This window comes from Micromonospora sp. GCM10011542 (assembly GCF_042650685.1).
GTDB lineage: Bacteria > Actinomycetota > Actinomycetes > Mycobacteriales > Micromonosporaceae > Micromonospora.
The window spans coordinates 22,090-40,668 of the sequence record NZ_JBHSBO010000027.1 but is presented as its reverse complement, the minus strand read 5'-3'; the positions used below and the strand labels follow the sequence as shown (position 1 = coordinate 40,668).

At 72.6% G+C, this 18,579-nt stretch carries 19 protein-coding genes; 12 read left to right on the top strand and 7 right to left on the bottom strand.

The genetic code is table 11. The features are described from left to right. The 4 genes from ACFOW4_RS09210 to ACFOW4_RS09195 form a co-directional block, all read left to right on the top strand. Nucleotides 1–366 (top strand): 4Fe-4S dicluster domain-containing protein (locus ACFOW4_RS09210; protein ID WP_377526266.1); only part of this gene is annotated, 366 nt, incomplete at its 5' end. Continuing rightward, nucleotides 363–1,478: an NrfD/PsrC family molybdoenzyme membrane anchor subunit gene (gene nrfD, locus ACFOW4_RS09205; protein WP_377526265.1), complete on the top strand. Its 1,116-nt coding sequence runs from the start codon at nt 363–365 to the stop codon at nt 1,476–1,478. The genes ACFOW4_RS09210 and nrfD, both read left to right, overlap by 4 nt. A 49-nt stretch (nt 1,479–1,527) precedes the next feature. Next, nucleotides 1,528–2,814 (top strand): OFA family MFS transporter, encoded by a 1,287-nt coding sequence (locus ACFOW4_RS09200; RefSeq protein WP_377526263.1) that lies wholly within the window; start codon nt 1,528–1,530, stop codon nt 2,812–2,814. Between the two features lie 82 nt (nt 2,815–2,896). Further along, complete coding sequence (locus ACFOW4_RS09195) at nt 2,897–3,292, top strand: hypothetical protein (protein WP_377526262.1); 396 nt, start codon at nt 2,897–2,899, stop codon at nt 3,290–3,292. Between the two features lie 18 nt (nt 3,293–3,310). Here the strand turns inward: ACFOW4_RS09195 and ACFOW4_RS09190 are convergent, their stop codons facing one another. Beyond that, nucleotides 3,311–4,558 (bottom strand): YncE family protein, encoded by a 1,248-nt coding sequence (locus ACFOW4_RS09190; protein WP_377526260.1) that lies wholly within the window; start codon nt 4,556–4,558, stop codon nt 3,311–3,313. A 44-nt stretch (nt 4,559–4,602) separates the two neighbouring features. On the opposite strand from ACFOW4_RS09190, the gene ACFOW4_RS09185 reads away from it, so the two are divergent. From ACFOW4_RS09185 to ACFOW4_RS09175, 3 genes are read left to right on the top strand one after another with little or no spacing between them, the layout of a single operon-like run. After that, nucleotides 4,603–5,211, top strand: coding sequence for an RNA polymerase sigma factor (locus ACFOW4_RS09185; protein WP_377526259.1), 609 nt, complete (start codon nt 4,603–4,605; stop codon nt 5,209–5,211). After that, on the top strand, nt 5,204–5,929 hold the full coding sequence (locus tag ACFOW4_RS09180) for a hypothetical protein (RefSeq protein ID WP_377526258.1): 726 nt from the start codon (nt 5,204–5,206) through the stop codon (nt 5,927–5,929). Before ACFOW4_RS09185 ends, ACFOW4_RS09180 begins: the two co-directional genes overlap by 8 nt. A 57-nt stretch (nt 5,930–5,986) precedes the next feature. Next, nucleotides 5,987–7,003 carry a methyltransferase gene (locus ACFOW4_RS09175; protein ID WP_377526256.1) on the top strand — a complete coding sequence of 339 codons (1,017 nt, stop codon included), beginning with the start codon at nt 5,987–5,989 and terminating at the stop codon, nt 7,001–7,003. 110 nt (nt 7,004–7,113) lie between these two features. On the opposite strand, the gene ACFOW4_RS09170 is transcribed toward ACFOW4_RS09175, so the two are convergent. From ACFOW4_RS09170 to ACFOW4_RS09150, 5 genes are all read right to left on the bottom strand, one after another. Beyond that, nucleotides 7,114–8,004: a carbohydrate ABC transporter permease gene (locus ACFOW4_RS09170; protein WP_377526255.1), complete on the bottom strand. Its 891-nt coding sequence runs from the start codon at nt 8,002–8,004 to the stop codon at nt 7,114–7,116. Further along, nucleotides 8,004–8,942, bottom strand: a complete 939-nt coding sequence (locus ACFOW4_RS09165) for a carbohydrate ABC transporter permease (protein ID WP_377526253.1) — start codon at nt 8,940–8,942, stop codon at nt 8,004–8,006. The genes ACFOW4_RS09170 and ACFOW4_RS09165 overlap by 1 nt, the downstream gene beginning before the upstream one ends. A 19-nt stretch (nt 8,943–8,961) precedes the next feature. Further along, nucleotides 8,962–10,194: an ABC transporter substrate-binding protein gene (locus ACFOW4_RS09160; RefSeq protein ID WP_377526251.1), complete on the bottom strand. Its 1,233-nt coding sequence runs from the start codon at nt 10,192–10,194 to the stop codon at nt 8,962–8,964. Between the two features lie 160 nt (nt 10,195–10,354). Further along, nucleotides 10,355–12,085 (bottom strand): ABC transporter ATP-binding protein, encoded by a 1,731-nt coding sequence (locus tag ACFOW4_RS09155; RefSeq protein WP_377526248.1) that lies wholly within the window; start codon nt 12,083–12,085, stop codon nt 10,355–10,357. Then, entirely contained in the window at nt 12,082–13,884 is a 1,803-nt protein-coding gene (locus ACFOW4_RS09150) for an ABC transporter transmembrane domain-containing protein (protein WP_377526247.1), read from the bottom strand. The genes ACFOW4_RS09155 and ACFOW4_RS09150 overlap by 4 nt, the downstream gene beginning before the upstream one ends. A 161-nt stretch (nt 13,885–14,045) precedes the next feature. Between ACFOW4_RS09150 and ACFOW4_RS09145 the strand changes: the two genes are divergently transcribed. Then, nucleotides 14,046–14,948: an aminoglycoside phosphotransferase family protein gene (locus tag ACFOW4_RS09145; RefSeq protein WP_377526244.1), complete on the top strand. Its 903-nt coding sequence runs from the start codon at nt 14,046–14,048 to the stop codon at nt 14,946–14,948. A 25-nt stretch (nt 14,949–14,973) separates the two neighbouring features. On the opposite strand, the gene ACFOW4_RS09140 is transcribed toward ACFOW4_RS09145, so the two are convergent. After that, nucleotides 14,974–15,909: a hypothetical protein gene (locus ACFOW4_RS09140; RefSeq protein WP_377526243.1), complete on the bottom strand. Its 936-nt coding sequence runs from the start codon at nt 15,907–15,909 to the stop codon at nt 14,974–14,976. A gap of 271 nt (nt 15,910–16,180) precedes the next feature. Here ACFOW4_RS09140 and ACFOW4_RS09135 point away from each other — a divergent pair, with 271 nt between their 5' ends. The 4 genes from ACFOW4_RS09135 (at nt 16,181) to ACFOW4_RS09120 (ending at nt 18,561) form a co-directional block, all read left to right on the top strand. Then, nucleotides 16,181–16,558 (top strand): carboxymuconolactone decarboxylase family protein, encoded by a 378-nt coding sequence (locus ACFOW4_RS09135; RefSeq protein WP_377526241.1) that lies wholly within the window; start codon nt 16,181–16,183, stop codon nt 16,556–16,558. A 39-nt stretch (nt 16,559–16,597) separates the two neighbouring features. Next, the gene (locus tag ACFOW4_RS09130; protein WP_377526240.1) at nt 16,598–17,317 is read left to right on the top strand and encodes an alpha/beta hydrolase; all 720 of its coding nucleotides are present in this window, start codon (nt 16,598–16,600) and stop codon (nt 17,315–17,317) included. Further along, nucleotides 17,314–17,694 (top strand): nuclear transport factor 2 family protein, encoded by a 381-nt coding sequence (locus ACFOW4_RS09125; protein ID WP_377526238.1) that lies wholly within the window; start codon nt 17,314–17,316, stop codon nt 17,692–17,694. The genes ACFOW4_RS09130 and ACFOW4_RS09125 overlap by 4 nt, the downstream gene beginning before the upstream one ends. Nucleotides 17,695–17,757: 63 nt before the next feature. Next, nucleotides 17,758–18,561 (top strand): metallophosphoesterase, encoded by an 804-nt coding sequence (locus tag ACFOW4_RS09120; RefSeq protein WP_377526237.1) that lies wholly within the window; start codon nt 17,758–17,760, stop codon nt 18,559–18,561. Nucleotides 18,562–18,579 lie beyond the last annotated feature (18 nt).

The following is an 18,579-nucleotide window of genomic DNA, read 5'->3' as shown; positions in this document are numbered from 1 at the left end:
TGGAAGTGCACACTCTGCTACGACCGGCTCGGCGCCGGAAAGACCCCGGCGTGCGCGCAGGCGTGCCCCACCGAGTCGATCCAGTTCGGGCCGCTGGACGAGCTGCGCGAGCGGGCCGCGGCCCGGGTCGCCACCCTGCACGAGCGGGGTGTGCCCGAGGCCCGGCTCTACGGCCACGACCCGACCGACGGCGTCGGTGGCGACGGCGCGTTCTTCCTGCTCCTGGACGAGCCCGAGGTCTACGGCCTGCCGCCGGACCCGATCGTGACCACCCGGGACCTGCCGGCCATGTGGCGGCGGGCCGGCCTGGCGGCGTTGACCATGGCGGCCGCGGCGGCGCTCGCGTTCCTCGGCGGGCGGCCATGACCACGCCGACTCCGCACGGGCCGAACGAGTCGGTCGGCGGCCCGTTCCGCCAGGGCCTGGACCAGCCCGACGACGGGCAGCGCCGCCGCCAGTCCGGCGAAGGTGCGCCGTCGCGCGGTCGGGGCCGGAGACGACGGCGCGAGGGCGGCGAACAGGTCACCGTGCCGCCGGCCGACTTCGTCTCCTATTACGGCCGGCCGATCCTCAAGCCGCCCGTCTGGAAGCGCGACATCCCGGCTTACCTGTTCACCGGCGGCCTCGCCGCCGGGAGCGCGTTGACGGCTGCGGGCGGCCAGCTGACCGGGCGGGCCGGGCTGCGCCAGGTGGGGCGTTGGACGGCCCTCGGAGGAGTCGCTGTCAGCACGTACTTCCTGGTGCACGACCTCGGGCGACCGGAGCGATTCCACCACATGCTGCGAGTGGCCAAGCTGACCTCGCCGATGTCGGTGGGTACCTGGATCCTTGCCACGTTCGGACCGGCTGCTGGCGTGGCCGCGGTCGCCGAACTCGCGCCGTTGCTGCCGCGTCGCGGCGTGCTCGGCCTTGCCCGCCGGGTGGCGCCGCCGGTCGGCAACGTCGCCAACCTGCTCGCCGCGGCCACTGCGCCGGCGCTGGCCACCTACACCGGGGTGCTGCTCGCCGACACCGCCGTACCGTCCTGGCACGACGCGTACCCGCAACTGCCGTTCGTCTTCGCCGGCAGCGCCCTCGCCGCCGCGTCCGGGGTCGGGCTGATCGCGGCGCCGGCGGCGGAGACCGCGCCGCTGCGGCGGCTCGCCGTCGCCGCCGCCGCCATCGAACTGATCGGCGGCCACCGGTTGGAGCGAATGGGACTGACCAGCGAACCCTATCGAGAGGGACGCGGCGGCCGACTGGTGCGGGCGGGACGGGCGTTGCTGGCCGCGGGCGTCGCCGGAGCGTTGTTCGGCCGACGCAGCCGGGCCGTGTCGGCAATCTCCGGGGCGGCCCTCCTGGCGTCGTCCGTCGCTACCCGGTTCGGAGTCTTCGAGGCGGGCATGGCGTCGGCGCGTGATCCGAAATACACGGTCGTGCCGCAACGAGAGCGGCGCGACAAAGAGGGGGGCCGGTCGCCGGCCGAGCAGCTGGAATAGCTCGGCGCAGGCGCCAGCCCGTGAGCCGAACAAACGGGGGTTTCAGCTCATGGCCCACACAGCGGGTGATCCGGGGGTATCCCGTCCGACACGGGGCCGATGGGGTCTCGTCGTCGCCGCGGTACTCGTCCAACTCGCGCTCGGCGCCGTGTACGCGTGGAGCGTGTTCAACAAGCCGCTGCAGCAGGAGTTCGGCTGGAGCAAGGCGGAGGCGGTGCTGCCGTTCGAAGTGGCGATCGGCACGATCTTCATCGGCAGCCTGATCGGCGGCCGCATCCAGGACCGACGCGGACCACGACCGGTCGCGCTGGGCGGCGGACTGCTCTACGCGGTCGGCAACATGCTGGCTTCACTCACGTCGTCGGGCGACCAGCTCTGGCTGCTGGTGCTCACGTACGGCGTGCTGGGCGGGATCGGCCTGGGGGCCGCCTACATCACCCCGATCGCGATGCTCGCGAAATGGTTTCCGGACCGGCGGGGCCTGATCACCGGCATCGCCGTCGCCGGTTTCGGGTTCGGCGCCGTGATCGTCGCGCCGGTGGCGAAATCCCTGTTGAACGGCACCGACCACACCCCCAGCGTGTTCCTGCCGCTGGGCATCGCCTACCTGGTCGCGATCCTGCTCGGGGCGTCCTTCTTCCGGAACCCGCCACCGGGGTACCAGGTGCCCGGATTCACTCCGAAGGTCGGTGGCCGCGCGGTCGCCGGCACCCGCGTCTACACCCTGCGCGAGGCGCTGCGTACCCGGCAGTGGTATCTGCTCACCGGGATCCTCACCCTCAACGTCGCCTGCGGAATCGCGCTGATCTCCCAGGCATCCGACGCTGCCCAGACCATCGCCGGCGCCAGCGCGGCGACCGCAGCCACGCTGGTGGGCATCCTCGGCCTGTTCAACGGCGCCGGCCGGGTGGCGTGGGCGTGGCTGTCCGACCGCATCGGTCGGATGCCGGCCTTCCTCGGGATGCTCCTGTTGCAGGCGATCTGTTTCTTCATCCTGCCGCACGCGGCGGCGTTCGCGCTCTTCGCGGTCCTCGCCGCGCTGGTCTATCTCGCCTACGGCGGGGGCTTCGGCACGATGCCCGCCACCGCCGCCGACTACTTCGGCACCCCGAACGCCGGTGCCGTGTACGGCGCGATGATCGTGGCCTGGAGCATCGGTGGAGTCGTCGGTCCGCTGGTCACGGCCCTGCTCTACGAGGCGAGCGGCAAGAGCTACACGCTGCCGTTCACAGTCATCGCGGTCGTCGCCCTCGTCGCCCTGATCCTGCCGCCGATCACCCGGATGCCGACCGAACCTGGCCGACCACGGCCGCACAACGAGGTGACGGGTCCCTGAACCGGGTCGTCCGCCACCGCCGGTGAGTACGGGGGCTCATCCCGCACCGCCCGCCGAGGACGATGATCGCGGGGTGGAGACGATGACGGGCACGCGCAACCTGCTCGGTGGTCTGTTCCTGGCGGTGGCGACGGTCGGGGCCTGGTGGCTCTGGCTGGGCTGGGACACCGGGTACACGGTCGACGCGGAGACCGGCTCGACCAGCGGCCCGTACGAGCCGTGGCAGGTCGTCGGCTGCGTGCTGACCCTGGCGGTGCTCGCTGCCCTCGCCGGCACGAGGCTCAGCCCGTGGCTGGTGGCACCGGTCATGGCGGTGGCCTTCACGGTGGCCTGGTCGTGGCGGGCGGCGTCGACCGACGACAGCGGCCTCTGGGTCGTCGGGGCGGGCCTGGTGCTGATCGGCACGGCCGTCGGTGCGACGGTGGTGAGCGTCGGCGCCCGCCGGATCGGCGGTCGCCGGCTCCATCGGTCGCACTAGGGTCCGTCCAGACCGCGGTCACCCGCCGGCCAGGCCGCGCAGGCGCACCAGACCGGGTACGGCGACGCGGCCGAGTTCCCTGCCGGTGGCCGGGTCGTGCCAGCTCACGGCGTTGGTCTGCCCCACGTGGACGCGGGTGCCGTCGGCGCTCGGCACGAGGCCGCAGACGGGCTCGCGGACCGACCACCGGGTGATGGGATCCAGGGTTGCGGGGTCGGTCGCGCACACCGTCGTGCCGGCGCCGACGAAGAGACGGTCCCGGGACGTCCCGGCGTACCCGGTGCCGGCGCCCCGGGTCAGCGTGGCGGTTCGGCGTACGGCCAGGTCCTGCGCGGAGATCTCCGCGACGCTTCCCGACGCGACGTCGACGACGTGCAGCCGACCTCCGTCGGGGCTGATCGCCAGGGCGTGACCGCTGGCCGACGCCGCGCCGAACGGGTGCGGCAGGTCGATGCAGTACGCCCACCGCTCGGCCAGGTTCAGGGTGTGCACGAACGCGTGCGCATTGCCCGGCCGCCCGCTGACCAGGTCGCGACTGTGCTGATGGTCGGGCTGATGCGTGTAGAGCGTGTAGAGGGTCGTGCGATCGGGGGCGAGCACGGCCTGGCGTCCCTCGCCGCGCATCTCCTCCTCGGCGCCGGGCGGAACCGGCTCCTTCGCACGGGTGGAGAGCGGTCCGGACGTCCCGGTGGCCAGGTCGACGACGCGGACCCGGTAGCGGTCCGGTGTGCGCGCCGGGAGCCAGTCCAGCACGAAGAGCCCGGCGAGGTCGTCGGTGAACGCCTCCGGTACGACGTTTCCTCGCAGGTCCAGCCGGTGCCGGACACCGCTCTCGTCGGCGACCAGCACCGGGGTGACCTCCCGTCCGGCCGGGCGTCCCGCGCTGACGACCGCCTCGACCGGAGTGAGCGCGACGTGTGCGCCGTTGGCCGAGACCGCCCGCGGCAGCCAGCGTCCGGGCAGCCGGATCTGCGTGGAGGCGCGGCCGGTGGCCGTGTCGGTCCGCCAGAGGGCGGTGTCGGCACCGTCGACCGCGGTGGCGTAGACCGCCAACCCGTCGGCGGTGGCGATGGCGTCCGGCACGGTCCGGCAACCGGCGCCCCGCAGCACCCCGATCCCGCGGTCGACGTCGAGCAGCAGCGGGTCGGGGATCCCGGCGGCGGAGGCCGCGTCCGGTGTGGGATCGCAGCCCAGCAGCGCGGCGGTGCCGCTGCCGGCGAGCACCGCCAGAATGGTGCGACGCGAGATGCTTCTCCTTGCCGTCATGCCGGGGTGACACCGCCGGACCCCGCCGGGTTCCCCGCACCGGGATGGAACCCGCGCGGCGCGGGCGGTGTCAGCAGAGTGTCGGATCGGAGGCTCCCCTGGACGACGAAGAGCTCGTCAACCGCGCACGGGCCGGTGACCTGGAGGCGTACGAACGCCTGGTCGCCCGGCACACCGCGTCCGCGTACCGGACCGCGGTCCTGCTCGGCGCGGGCGCGGACGCGGAGGACGTCGCCCAGGAGGCGTTCGTGAAGGGGTACCACAAGCTCTCCCGCTATCGGGGCGAGTCGTCGTTCCGGTCCTGGCTGCTGGCCATCGTGGCGAACGAGACACGCAATCTGCACCGGTCACGGGGCCGGCGCGACGGGCTCGTCCTGCGGGCGGCGGCCGCGCACCCGCACTCGGACGTGACCGAGGACGTCGCCATCGACTCCGTACTCGCCGGGGAACGCCGAACCGCCCTGGTGCAGGCGCTGCGCCTGCTGCCGGTGCGGGACCGTGAGGTGATCGTCTGTCGGTACTTCCTCGATCTGAGCGAGGACGAGACGGTGGCCATGTTGGGCTGGCCCCGGGGCACGGTCAAGTCGCGGACGTCCCGGGCGCTGACGAAGCTGCGCGGCCTGCTCGACCGCGAGGGGGTGCGCCGTGGATGACCTCGAACGGGAACTGCGCCACCTCTCCGCCTGGCTGGAGACGCCCGATGCGCCGGAGGTGGCCGCCCGGGTACGGGCACGCCTCGCCGCCAAGGAACGCCGGCGGTGGTGGCACCGGTGGCGCGCGTACCTCGCCGCGACGCTGGCCGTCCTGGTCGTGGCGGTGCTGCCGCCGGGCCGGGCCGCCGTCGCGGACGCCGTGACGGGGCTGCTGCGTTTCGCCGGGGTCATCGTCACCGTCGAACCCGGATCGGCAAGCCCCACGGGCACCCCGTCGCCGTTGCCGTCGCAGCGGCTCGCCGCACTGCACGAGGCGCAGCGGCAGGTGCGCTTCCCGGTCCGGGTGCCCGGGTCGCTGGGCCCACCGGAGCAGGTGCTGGTGGCCGACCCCGACGACACCGGCACCTACCGGGTGCTCACCCTGCTCTACCGCGGGGGCGCGCTGCGGATCGACGCGTTCGACGGCGCCCTCGACCCGGTCTTCCACAAGCAGGTGTCCGGACCCGAGACGGAGTGGGTCCAGGTGAGCGCGGGCTTCGCCGTGTGGATCGGCGCCCCGCACGGCCTGCGGTACGTGGACCGATCCGGAGTGACGCGCGAGGAGACCGCACGGCTCGCCGGCTCGACGCTGATCTGGGAGCAGGCCGGCGTGAGCTACCGGCTCGAAGGCGACATCCCCCGGTCGGAGGCGATCGGGATCGCCAACTCGCTGCGCTAACTACGGGCCGTCCTGACCGACCATGATGGACAGCCGCGCTTGTGATCTCATGTCGCCATGATCACTCCCACTCCCCTCATGCGCCTGGTGGCCGGCGTCTGGGGATTCAAGACCCTCGCGGTCGGCGTCGAACTCGGCCTGTTCACGCGGCTCGCGGACGGGCGGAGCATGACCGTCGAGCAGGTCGCCGCCGAGTTCGGCCTGCCCAAGCGGCCGGCGGACCTGCTGCTGGCCGCGAGCGCGTCGCTGGGCCTGCTGGAGAAGTCCGGCGACGGCTACCGCAACTCCGAGTTGGCCGAGCAGTTCCTGGTGCGGGGACGTCCCTACTACTTCGGCGCCCAGGTCCGCTACTCCGACCTGCGCACCTACCTGCCCTGGCACCGGATCGAGGAGGCGCTGCGCAGCGACCGGCCGCTCACCTGGGATCCGCAGGTCCAGCAGTCGATGTTCGACACCGCCGACCCGGAGATGCTGGCGCAGTTCTGGGACGCCATGTTCTCCACCTCCAGCTTCACCGCCCGCGCCCTGGCCGACGCGTACGACTTCGGCGCCCACAGCCGGCTGCTCGACCTCGGTGGCGGCGCCGGGGCGTTCCCCATCGAGTTCTGCCGCCGGCTGCCCGAGTTGCGGGCCACCATCCTCGACCTGCCGCACGTCTGCGCACGGGCCGAGGAGCGCATCGCCGAGGCGGGCCTGACCGGGCGGATCCGCGCGGTCGGCGGCGACTTCCTCGCCGACCCGGCGCTGCCGGACGGGCACGACGTGATCCTGCTCAGCATGATCCTGCACGACTGGGACGAGCCGACCAACCGGGCGCTGCTGGCCAAGTGCCACGCGGCGCTGCCACCCGGTGGTGCCGTCGTCATCTGCGAGCTGTTGCTCAACGACGAGCGCACCGGTCCACCGGAGGCGGCCCTGATGGGATTGAACATGCTGGTGGAGACCGAGGGCGGCCGGAACTACTCGGGTGCCGAGTACGCGGCCTGGCTCACCGACGCCAACTTCGTCGACGTCCGCACGGTGCCCTTCGACGCACCCGGTGCGAACGGCGCCGTGGTGGCTCGCCGGGCCTGATCGTGGACGTGACGCCGGGCCCCGGCCGCCAATGGGGGCCGGACCCGTCGTCGCGCGTCGGGCAGCAGGAACTGCCGTCGAGGCCGCCGTCGGCGTGGCTCGCCCTGTCCTCACTTGATGGAGCCGCGCATCACCCCCGAGATGACCCAGCGCTGGGCGATCACGTAGACGATGACCATCGGCGCGAGGGCCATCAGGTACGACGCGAAGGCCAGCGTGTAGTTGGTGCTGAACTGCCCTTGGAAGACGTACTGCACCAGCGGCAGGGTCTGGGCGTCGGGGCTGGAGAGGATGACCAGCGGCAGCAGGAAGTCGTTCCAGGCCCACAGGCAGGTGAGGATGCCGACGGTGGCGTTGATCGGACCCAGCAGCGGGAAGATCACCCGCCAGAAGGTGGTCCAGATCCCCGCGCCCTCGGTGAAGGCGGCCTCCTCCAGCTCCCGCGGGACGGAGTTGAGGTACCCCACGTAGATGAAGACGTTGAGCGCCAGACCGTAGACCACGTACAGGAAGATCAGGCCGACCTGGTTGTCCATGCCGAGCAGGGACGTCTGCTTCACCACCGGCAGCATGATGATCGGGAACGGGACGAACAGCGCCGAGACGAAGTAGTAGAACAGCCCCTTGAACAGCCGGCGGTGCATGTTCCGGGAGATGGCGTACGCGACCATCGAGTTGGTCAGCAGCGTCAGCACCACCGCCCCGACCGTGATGATCGCGCTGTTCAGTGCGGCGTGCGGGAAGTTGGTAAGCGTCCACGCCTCCCGGAAGTTCTCCCACCGCGGGTCGGCCGGCAGGGCGAAGCCGGCACCCGCCAACTCCTCGGGCTCCTTGAGCGCGGTGACCACGGCGAAGTAGAGCGGAATCAGCACGGTCAGCGACAGCACCGCCATCAGGGCGGTGAGCCACCAGTTGACCCGGACCCGCTCGCCCGGCCCACGGCTGCGGGCCCGGCGGAGCCGGCCGGCGGCGGTCGGCTGGGCCAGCGACGGAGCGGACATCAGGCGGACACCTCCCTACGGCGCAGGATGCGCAACTGGAAGATCGAGAAGGCGACGATGACCAGGAAGAAGAAGACCGCGTTGGCGGTCTGGTAGGCGAACTCGCCGCCCAGGAAGCCGCCGCGGTAGATCACCAGGGAGATGGACTCGGTCGCGGTGCCCGGGCCGCCGTCGGTCAGCGGGATGATGTGGTCGAACACGTTCAGGAAGTTCTTCAGCGACAGCACCATGTTGATGGTGAAGAACGAGGCGATCATCGGGAAGGTGATCGACCGGAACTGCCGCCACGGGTTCGCCCCGTCGATGGCGGCCGCCTCGTACAACTCGGTGGGGATGGTCTGCAACCCGGCCAGGTAGAGGATGATGGCGAAGGCGGTGGCCTGCCACACCGCGAAGACCACCACCGCCAGCCAGGCCAGCTTCTCGTTGGCCAGCACGCTGGTCGAGAGCGTCTCGCTGCCCAGCTTCTGTCCCAGGTACGGCAGGCTGTAGCTGAACAGGTAGTTGAAGACGTAGCCGACCACGAGGATCGCCATCACGTTGGGCAGGAAGAAGATGCCGCGCAACGTGTTGCGGAACATGATCCGTCCGTTGAGCCCGAGCGCGATGGCGAGGGCGATCACGTTGACCAGTAGCGTGCTGACGATCGCGAACTGGAACGTGAACAGGTAGGAGTGCCGGATCCGCTCGTCGAGGAAGATGTTGCCGTAGTTGCGCAGCCCGACGAAGTCCCAGTCGCCGTAGCCGGCGTAGTTGGTGAAGCTGTAGAAGACGCCGCGCAGCACCGGCAGGGTGTGGAAGACGAAGAAGAGCAGGAACGCCGGCAGCACCATCCAGTAGAAGGCGGCCGGCGCCCGGTTCCTGCGCCGGCGGACGCGGCCGGCCCGCGGCGGTTGACCGGTCTTCGTCCCGGGACCGGCGGTGGTCACCGAAGCCATGGCGTTTCCCCTTTCGCCGCTACGCCCGGCGCCGGGCGACCTTGTCCCACTCGTTGTCCAACGTGGACAGGTATGCCGCCTCGTCGCCGTCGATCAGGTACTGCTGGCAGATCTTGTCGAGCGGGATCGCCGGCGGGACCCGGTGGTCGGCGAAGCCCACCACCCGGTTCTCGACGAAGTACGGCAGCACGTCCGCGAGCGCGGGATCGGCGGGCGCGCTGTCCCGCAGCGGCGGCACCGCGCTCTGGTCCTTCGCGTACGCGGTGACCACCTCGGGGCGCATGACGTAGTTGATGAACTCCAGCGCCTCCTGCTCGTGCTCCGGTTCGCGGCCCATGGTGAGGGCGACGTCCACGCCGGAGACCAGCGCGGTGCGGGCCGGGTCGTCGGCGGGCATCGGGAAGAGCCCGATCTCGAAGCCGGGCTTGAACTCGCGGACGACCGGAATCGCCCAGCTGCCCTGGAGGTACATCGCCACCTCGCCCTTGGCGAAGGCCTGGTTGCCGTCGTTGTAGCCGCGCGACAGCCTGTCCGGCTGGGCCAGGTCGAACAGTTGCTTGAGGCGCTGCGCCACCGGCGGGTACCCCTGACGGAACGAGGTGCGGTCGGCCCGCAGGTCGTCGAAGAACCGTGGCGGCGGCAGGTACGCCGACAGCGCGTTCCACGCCGGCAGGATGGTCCAGGAGTCCTTGAGCGTGCCGTAGAAGGGCTGCACACCGGCGGCCTGGAAGGTCCGCGCCGCGCGGATCAGCTCGTCCCAGGTGCGCGGCACCTCGACGTCGTAGCGGGCGAAGAGGTCCTTGTTGTAGAGCACGCCGTCGGCGTTGTTGGCGAACGGGATTCCGTTGACCTCGTCCGGGCCGCCGGTGCCGAGGTCGTTGATGATGGTCAGGATGCCCGGGTTGATGGTCGCGGTGACGGGCTGGTCGGCGAAGTCGTAGAAGACGCCGGCCGAGGCCAGCTCGCTGTACGTGGCGCCGGCATTGAGGGTCAGCACGTCCGGGATGTCGTCGCGGACCAGCCGGGTCCGCAGCGCCGTGTCCGCGTTGGGTACGTGGTTCTGCACCACGTTGATGTCCGGGTGCTCACGCTCGAAGTCCGCGATGATCCTGTCGAAGGTCGCGATCGCCTCGGGCTTGAACTGGAAGAAGTCGAGCCGGACCCGGTCGTCGGCCGGCCCGACGATGCCACACGAACTCGCCACCACCGACAGGGTCAGCCACGCCAGGACGGCTGCGACACGACAGGCCACGGGCATCACCTCCACGCACTGCGGCCGGCTCCGGCGCACCTGGCAACCCCGACGGATCACCGCTGTGGGACCGGCGTCACCATTGATTACCTTCTACGCCGGGCCGTCAGGTCGCGCAAATCGGGGGCGACGATCCTCGGTACGCGCGAAGGACGACCGGTCAGGCGTGCCAGGAGCGCCAGAGCGCGGCGTACGCCCCACCGGCGCGGACCAGCTCGTCGTGGCTGCCCAGCTCGGTGATCCGGCCCTCGGCCAGCACGGCGACCCGGTCGGCGTCGTGCGCGGTGTTCAGCCGGTGCGCGATCGCGATCACGGTCCGCCCGGCGAGCACGGCGGACAGGGCCCGCTCGGTGCGCCGGGCGGTGGTCGGGTCGAGCGCCGCGGTCGCCTCGTCCAGGATCAGTGTGTGCGGGTCGGCGAGCACCAGCCGCGCCAGTGCCAGCTGCTGTGCCTCGGCGACGCCGAGCTGGCGGGCGCCGTCGCCGAGCTGCGTGTCGAGCCCGTCGGGCAGCTCGGCGTACCAGTCGGCGCCGACCGAGGCCAGCGCGGAGCGCATCCGCTCGTCGGAGGCGTCCGGCGCGGCGAAGGCGAGGTTGTCGCGTACCGATCCGATGAAGACGTGGTGTTCCTGGGTGACCAGGGCGATCCGCCGCCGGCGCTCGGCCGGGTCCAGGTCGGTGACCGGGCAGCCGCCGATGCTGACCACCCCCTGCCGTGGCGCGTCGATGCCGGCCAGCAGCCGGGCCAGCGTGGACTTCCCGGCGCCCGACGGGCCGACGATCGCCAGCCGCTCCCCCGCGCGTACGTCCAGGTCGATGCCGTGCAGCACGTCGGGACCGTCGGCGTAGCCGAACCGGGCGCCGCGCACCACGAGCGGCCCACCGGCCGACGCGGACGCCGCGCCGCGCGGCTCCGGCGGCACCTCGCCCACGCCGAGCACCCGGGCGAACGAGGCGAAGCCGCGCTGCGCCTGCTCGGTCCACTGCAGGATCCGGTCCAGTGGGTCGATGGCCTGCTGGAGGTACAGCGCGGCGGCGACCACCGCGCCGAGCGAGACCATCGCCCGCGACAGCAGGAGACCGCCGACGAGCAGCACCGCGGCGATCGGCACGGCGTAGCTGCCCTCCACCACGGGGAAGAACACGCTGCGCAGGGCGAGGGTGGCCCGTCGGGTGGCCCAGACCCGGGCGATGCGGCCGGTGCCGTACCGGATCCGCTGGTCGGCGAGGCGGAACGCCTCGACGGTGCGCGCCCCCTCGGCGGTGGTGGTCAGCGTTTCGGTCAGCTCGGCGGTGGCCGCGCCCTCGGCGAGGTAGGCGCCGCCGGCCCGGCGCAGGTACCAGCGGGTCACCGCGTAGATCGACGGCAGGCCGGCCAGCGCGGCCAGGCCGAGCAGCGGATGCAGCAGGAAGATGGCCCCGAACAGCAGCGCCAGCTGTGTCGACGCGATGACGATGGTGGGCACCACGTCGCGGACGGTGGTGCCCACGGTGGTCACGTCGACCGAGCTGCGCGTGGCGAGGTCCCCCGAGCCGGCCCGCTCGACCACGCCGACGGGCAGGCTGAGCGTCTGCCGGACGAACTCCTCGCGCAGCCGGGCCACCGCCCGCTCCCCGAACCGGTGCCCGGTGTACTGGGCGTAGCGGGCGAGCAGCGCCTGGGCCAGCACGCAGCCGACGATCGCCAGGGCCAGCCGGTCCATCGTGGAGGTGCCGGCGCCCGCCGCGACCTGGTCGACGATCCGGCCCAGCAGCCACGGCGGGGCGAGCCCGGCGACCGCGGCGGCGCCCTGGAGCAGCAGCACCACCAGGACCGCCCGGCGGTCCCGGCGGACCAGGTCCCGTACGGCTCGGCGGACGGTGGTCCGGTCCGCCACCGGCAGCCGGCTCACCGCAGCGCGCCCTGGGCGTCGGCCGGGTCGTCCCGGTCGAGGGCGTCGCTGTCCCGAGCCACCAGCCGCCGGTAGCCGGCGTCGGAGTCGAGCAGGTCGGCGTGGCTGCCGGTGGCAACGATCCGACCGGCGCGCAGGTGCGCGACCGTGTCGGCGTGCCCGAGCAGCAGCGGCGAGGTGGCGAGGATGACGGTGGTCCGCCCGGCCCGCGCCGCGTGCAGCCGTTCGGCGATCCGCGCCTCGGTGTGCGCGTCCACCGCCGAGGTGGGGTCGACCAGGATCAGCACCTCCGGCTCGGCGAGCAGCGCCCGGGCCAGCCGTATCCGTTGGCGTTGGCCGCCGGAGAGCGTGCGGGCGCGGGTGTCGATTTCGGTGGCGAGGCCGTCGGGCAGCGCGTCGACGACGTCCTCGGCCGACGAGGTGCGCAGCGCGGCTTCGATCGGGCCCGCACCGGTGTCCGCGCCGGCGCCGGCCAGGATGTCGCGCAGCGTCCCGGCGAACAGGTAGGAATCGTGGTCGGCGACCAGGATCCGGGCGCGCACCTCGGCGAGCCCGACCGCCGTCAACGGCACGTCGCCCCAGGTCACGTCGCTGACCACGTACCGGCCGAGCCGGTCGGCCAGGGCGACGGCGTCGGCCGGGTCGTCGGCGGCGACGGCGAGCAGCCGGCCGGCACGCACGGTCAGCCCGGTCATCGAGTCGTGCAGATCGGCCGGGCCGGCCGGCGCGGGCGCGTCCGCCGGCTGGCGGGCCACCGGCACACCCGGCGGGTCGGCGGGCGCCCGCGGCGGCCCGCCGACGCCGTCCGGGACGAGGTTGAGCAGGTCGGCGATGCGGCGGGCGGCGACCCGGCCCCGGATCAGCTCGTAGCTGCCCTCCAGCAGGAACCAGACCGGCACGACGAGGGTCGCCACGTACCCGTAGACGGCCACCATCTGCCCGACGGTGATGTCGCCGGTCACCGCCATCCGGGCCGCCAACCACACCACGGCCGCGAGGAAAAGGCCCGGTATGGCGACGGTGGAGGCGTCGATCCAACTGTTGACCGCGCCGACCCGGTAGCCCTCGGCGAGCAGGCCCTGGGAGCGGGCGGCGTACCGGCGGGCGAAGAGGCCACGCCCGCCGACGCCGGCGAGCACCCGCAGACCGGCCACGATGTCCCCGGCCCGACTCGTCAGCTCACCCTGCTGCTGCCGGTAGCCGGCCTCCGCGCGTTCCAGGCGGCGCAGCAGCGGCCCGACGACCACGGCGATCACCGGCACGCCCAGCAGCACGAACAGGGCGAGTGGCGGGGCCACCGACCAGAGCAGGACCGCCACGACGACGTACGCGACGACGGCGCCCACCCCCGGGCCGGTCAGCGTCAGCACCTGCGAGGTGTAGCCGATGTCCGAACCACCGACGGTGGCGACCTCCCCGGCGGCGAGCCGCCGCGGCAGCACGGCGCCAATGCGGGACAGGTGCCGCAGCAACAGCTCGGCGGAGCGGGCGCTCGCGTCCTCCCGGACGAAGGTCATCGTCCGGTGCCGCATGATGCCCAGGTACGCCAGCCCGACGCCCGCGACGACGATCGCGGCGACCCACAGCGCCAGGGCCCGACCGTCGCCGGTGCGCAAGCCGTCGTCGATGGCACGGGCGACGAGGTACGGCCGCACGGCGAGCCCGATCATCCACGCCGTACCGACCAGGCTGCCGCGCAGCACCCGACCGGTCTGGCAGCGCGCCAGCCACCAGATGTAGCGCAACGGCCCCCTGGTGTCCGGGATCCCGGGCTCGGGATGGGGAATCCGTGGGGGCACCGGCCCACGCTACCGACCCGACCGGCGCCCCACCCGCCCGGTATCCCGGTGCCGCCAGCGATCAGCGTTGCCGGCTCGGCGGGCCGCGACGCCTGCGGTGGGCCCGGGCCGGGTGCGGGCCCCACCGGCTGGCCGGGACCCGGTGCACTACCGTGCCAGCCGTGCCCATCCACGACGACGAGGTCCGAGCCACCGTCGATCAGGTACGCCGGCTGGTGGCGGCCCAGTGCCCCAAGTGGGCCGGCCTTCCCGTGACACCCCTGCCCGACGAGGTGGAGGGCACCGACCACGTGCTCTTCCGGATCGGCGACGAACTCGTCGCCCGGATGCCCAAGATCCCCGGGGCGGTCGACCAGGCCGATACCGACGCGCGGTGGCTGCCCTTGCTGGCCGCCCACCTGCCGGTGCGGATTCCGGTTCCGCTGCACATGGGCGAGCCGGGCGCGGAATATCCGTGGCGATGGACCGTGGTGCCGTGGGTCGCGGGAAGCACGCCGCCCAGGCTCGGTTGCGACGACGTACCCCTGGCCCGCGATGTGGCAGCCTTCGCTCGCGCCCTGCACAGGGTGGAGCCGGCCGGAGGTCCGCGCAAGCCACCGGGCACCCGCGGAGCCGCCCTGGTCCACGCCGATGAGGGTGTTCGCCGTGCGCTGCCCCGGCTCGCCGAGCATGACGACGGCTTCGATGTGACCGCGGCCGAGACGGCCTGGGACGCCTGCCTGGCTGCTCCGGACTGGGACCGGGATCCCGTGTGGATCCACGGTGATCTGCAGCCGGGCAACCTGATCACCGACGGTGGTCGCCTGGCCGCGGTCATCGACTTCGGCGCGCTCGGCATCGGCGATCCGGCGCCCGACGTGGCTCCGGCGCTGTGGACCTTCACCGGTGCGGCCCGGGACGCCTATCGGGAGGCGATCGGATACGACGACGCCACGTGGCGCCGCGCCTGCGGCTGGGCCCTCGCACCGTCACTGACCGGCATCGACTACTACCGGCACACCTTCCCCCGGATGGCCGAGCACGGCCGCCGCATGGTCCGGGCGGTGATCGCCGAACTGGTGTGAATGCCACTTCCAGCCGATCGCGAGGTCAGCGCGGCAGCGATTCCTGGCCGGCCAGGACCACCAGATCCTCCGGCACGGTCCAGGTCGTCACCGGTGCGTCGTGCAGCCGTACCAGGTAGGCGAGCGGCGGACCGGCGAGTGCCCAACGGGCGGCGGTGATGGTGGCCGCCCGCCCGCCGTGTGGGTCGCGCAGCAACCGGACCCGGGTGCCCGGCGCGTGCCCGTCGTCGCCCACCATCAGCAACGCGTCCAGGATCTGCCGGGCACCGGTCAGCGGCAGACCCGCCACGTAGGGCTCCCCCTCGTACCCGACGCGGGGGGTCATCATGGTCCGCAGCACCGCCGCGAGCCGGATCGCCTGCTGGCGGATCTGCCACTGCGGGCTGCGCTCGGCGGCGGCGAGCGCCTGCTCGATCGCCGACCAGAGCGCCGGCGGGTCCCGGTCGAGCAGCCGCCGAACCTCCCGGTCCAGCTCGGCGCAGGCCATGTCGACGGCGGTCTCCTCCCCCATCTCGGCCACCCAGGCGAGGTCACCCACGGCGGGCAGCAGCCCCGGCGACTCGGCCGCCACGACGACGTACCCCGTCGCGAGCAGGTCCTGGCGGTCCTCGCCGGAATACAGCGGGCCGACGCCGGTGGCGCCCCGCGTGGGCGGGAAGCGGTCGACGAGGTGCCCGGCCCGGCCGTCCGGCAGCGTGGCGGCGCGGCGGGTGTCGGCCACCCGCTCGGCCGGCGACCGCCGCTCCCGCTGCTCGACCAACGACTGGCGGTGGGAGTCGCCGCCGACCGGATAGATCGTCCGCCCGGAGCAGCCGAGCGTCTCGCCCGGCCGCAACCCGGCCGCCTCCATCTGGCGGGCCGCCACCGAGTACGCGACGCCGGTGCGGGCTGCCTCGGCGCGGATCGCCCGCTTGCGCGCTCGGCCCGGGCGTGAACTCTGGCGAGGATTCTGATCGGTCATGACGCCTCCGGTGCAGCCCCCACGCCCCGCACCGAACAGGCGACGTTTCCGACGCACGCCGACGACCGGGACAACGGCGCGGAGTCGGAGACTCTTGGCCCTCGGTGTGCTCAGGCGTGGGCTGACGCACCGGGCGCGGGCAGGCGCTCCACCTCACCCGATGCTATCGCGACGACCGGTTTCGCGAAAACGGCCGCGCGAGCGCCGGGGCGGGCGCGATGCTGGAGCCGAACCGCAGCCGATCGGCCGACACGTCCTAAGGCGGCAGCGCATGCCCGACGATTCCCGGTACCAGGCGGCCCTGGACACCGCCCAGCGCCTGCTCGGGCAACCGTTGACGCTGCCGCTGGCCGATGGTGAGCCCGCAGTCGGTCAGGACTTCCGGCGGCTGGCCACCGAGCACACCTTCGGTGACTCGTGGCCTCGACCGGGCCTCGACCTGCGCAGCCGCTGCCTGATCTCGGTGGCCGTCGCCGCGGCGCTCGGCACCCACGAGCCGCTGCGCGGGCAGTTGCGCATCGCGCTGACGTCCGGCGTGACCAAGGAGGAGATCGTCGAGCTCTTCATCCACCTGGAGGCGTACGCCGGCGCGGCCCGGGCGTTCGACAGCTACCAGGTGGCCGCGGCGGTCTTCGGTGAGCGCCGCTGACCGCCCGTGAGCATCCCTCAACGATCGGAGTGGAGCACCATGACCAACACCACCGGCACGACCGTCGCCCTGGTCCACGGCGCCTTCGCCGACAGCTCGAGCTGGAACGGAGTGGTCGCGCGGTTGCAGGCCGCCGGCATCACCACCACCGCCATCCCCAACCCGCTGCGCGGCCTCGCCGAGGACGCCACGTACGTCGCCAGCGCACTCCAGCAGATCTCCGGGCCGGTGCTCGCCGTCGGGCACTCGTACGGCGGGGCGGTCATCACCAACGCGGCCGCGATGGCCGACAACGTCGTCGGCCTGGTCTACGTCGCCGCCTTCGCCCCCGACCAGGGCGAGAGCCTGATGCAGATCGAGGGCGACTCCAAGGACAGCGTGCTCACCTCGGCGCTGCTCCAGCAGAGCTACCCGACGGCGAAGGGCACCGAGACCGAGTTCCGGATCGACCCCACCAAGTTCCGCGACGCGTTCGCCGCCGACGTCTCCCCCACCGACGCCGCCATCATGGCGGCCACCCAGCGGCCGATCTCCGTACTCGGATTCTCCGAGACGACCGGGACGCCCGCCTGGAAGAAGCTCCCGGCCTGGGCCGTGGTGCCCACCGGTGACAAGGCCGCCGGCACCGACGTCCTCCGCTCCATGGCTCAGCGCGCCAAGGCGATCATCACCGAGGCCGAGGGCTCGCACGTCATCATGGCCAGCCAGCCGCAGACGGTCACCGACGTGATCATGCAAGCCCTGCAGGGCAGCCGATGACGCACGAGGCCAGCGCCGAGCGCGCCTACGAATACTTCTGCGAGGGGCTGACGTCGGGTCGGTGGGGCAGCTTCTTCGACCTCCTCGCCGCCGAGGTGGACCTGCTCTGGCCGTACCCGCCGAACGCCGGGGAGTACACCGGGGCGGACGGGCGGGACAAGCTGATCGAGTTCTGCGGTCAGCTCGGCGGCGAGGGCAATCGGCTCACCGACATCGACGTCATCTGCCGCACAGTGGGCGACGAGAGCGTCGTCTTCGAGGACCACAGCCAGGGCGTCTTCGGCGGCCAGCCGTACGACGGACGGCACTGCGTCATCCTGACCATGCGCGACGAGCAGGTGATCGGGTTCCGCGAGTACACGGCACCGGCCGGCTGACCCGTCTCGGCCGGCGATCCACGGGGATCACCGGCAGGCGGCCACCCGGGTAAAGTGCGGTCGGTGCCGAGATCGAAGGATCCGCTGTACGTGGTAGCAGACGTTCATGGTCACCGGGCCGAGTTGCGGGGGGCGCTTCGCGACGCAGGGCTCGTCGACAGCACCGGGCAGTGGTCCGGAGGTACCGCCCGCCTCTGGCTGCTGGGCGACTACGTCGACCGGGGCCCGGACGGCATCGGCGTCATCGATGACGTTCGGAGGCTCACCGACGCGGCCGCGGCGGCGGGTGGCGAAATCGGCGCGCTGCTCGGCAACCACGAGGTGCAGCTGCTGGCGGCACACCGCTTCGGCACCACACCCGTTGCGGGTTGGGACGAACCCGGTGGCTTCCGGGGTGGGTGGGCGCGGTTCGGCGGACGCGAGGAGGACCTACGTCGGCTGACAGCGGAGCACATCGCCTGGATCGAGGGCCTGCCGGCGGTCGCGGTCGTCGACGGGTACCTGCTGGTTCACTCCGACACCGTGCGGTATCTCGAGTTCGGGCGGAGCGTCGCCGAGGTCAACGCGGAGGTGACCGCCGCTCTGGGCCGCTCGGACAGCACGGCCTGGCTGGAGTTCTGCACGATCATGAGTGATCGCGGCGCATTCCGCGACGGCGCGTCGCCGCGTCCCGACGATCCGGTGTCGACGATGCTGAGCACGCTTGGCGGGGACGTGCTCGTGCACGGGCACAGCACGCTCACCAAGTATTTCGGGGTGGCGCCGGAGGCCGTCCGGGAAGCGCTGCGGTACGCGGGCGGTCGGGTCCTCGCCATCGACGGTGGGGTCTACGAGGCTGGTCGCATCCTGCTCACCCGGCTCGTCTAAGGCGGGCGTGGGCCGGAG

Bases quoted from the DNA above. Each gene is read 5' to 3' on its own strand.
- nrfD (WP_377526265.1), top strand. From the start codon at position 363: ATGACCACGCCGACTCCGCACGGGCCGAACGAGTCGGTCGGCGGCCCG.
- ACFOW4_RS09200 (WP_377526263.1), top strand. From the start codon at position 1,528: ATGGCCCACACAGCGGGTGATCCGGGGGTATCCCGTCCGACACGGGGC.
- ACFOW4_RS09195 (WP_377526262.1), top strand. From the start codon at position 2,897: ATGACGGGCACGCGCAACCTGCTCGGTGGTCTGTTCCTGGCGGTGGCG.
- ACFOW4_RS09190 (WP_377526260.1), bottom strand. From the start codon at position 4,558: ATGACGGCAAGGAGAAGCATCTCGCGTCGCACCATTCTGGCGGTGCTC.
- ACFOW4_RS09185 (WP_377526259.1), top strand. From the start codon at position 4,603: ATGGAACCCGCGCGGCGCGGGCGGTGTCAGCAGAGTGTCGGATCGGAG.
- ACFOW4_RS09175 (WP_377526256.1), top strand. From the start codon at position 5,987: ATGATCACTCCCACTCCCCTCATGCGCCTGGTGGCCGGCGTCTGGGGA.
- ACFOW4_RS09170 (WP_377526255.1), bottom strand. From the start codon at position 8,004: ATGTCCGCTCCGTCGCTGGCCCAGCCGACCGCCGCCGGCCGGCTCCGC.
- ACFOW4_RS09165 (WP_377526253.1), bottom strand. From the start codon at position 8,942: ATGGCTTCGGTGACCACCGCCGGTCCCGGGACGAAGACCGGTCAACCG.
- ACFOW4_RS09140 (WP_377526243.1), bottom strand. From the start codon at position 15,909: ATGACCGATCAGAATCCTCGCCAGAGTTCACGCCCGGGCCGAGCGCGC.
- ACFOW4_RS09135 (WP_377526241.1), top strand. From the start codon at position 16,181: ATGCCCGACGATTCCCGGTACCAGGCGGCCCTGGACACCGCCCAGCGC.
- ACFOW4_RS09130 (WP_377526240.1), top strand. From the start codon at position 16,598: ATGACCAACACCACCGGCACGACCGTCGCCCTGGTCCACGGCGCCTTC.
- ACFOW4_RS09125 (WP_377526238.1), top strand. From the start codon at position 17,314: ATGACGCACGAGGCCAGCGCCGAGCGCGCCTACGAATACTTCTGCGAG.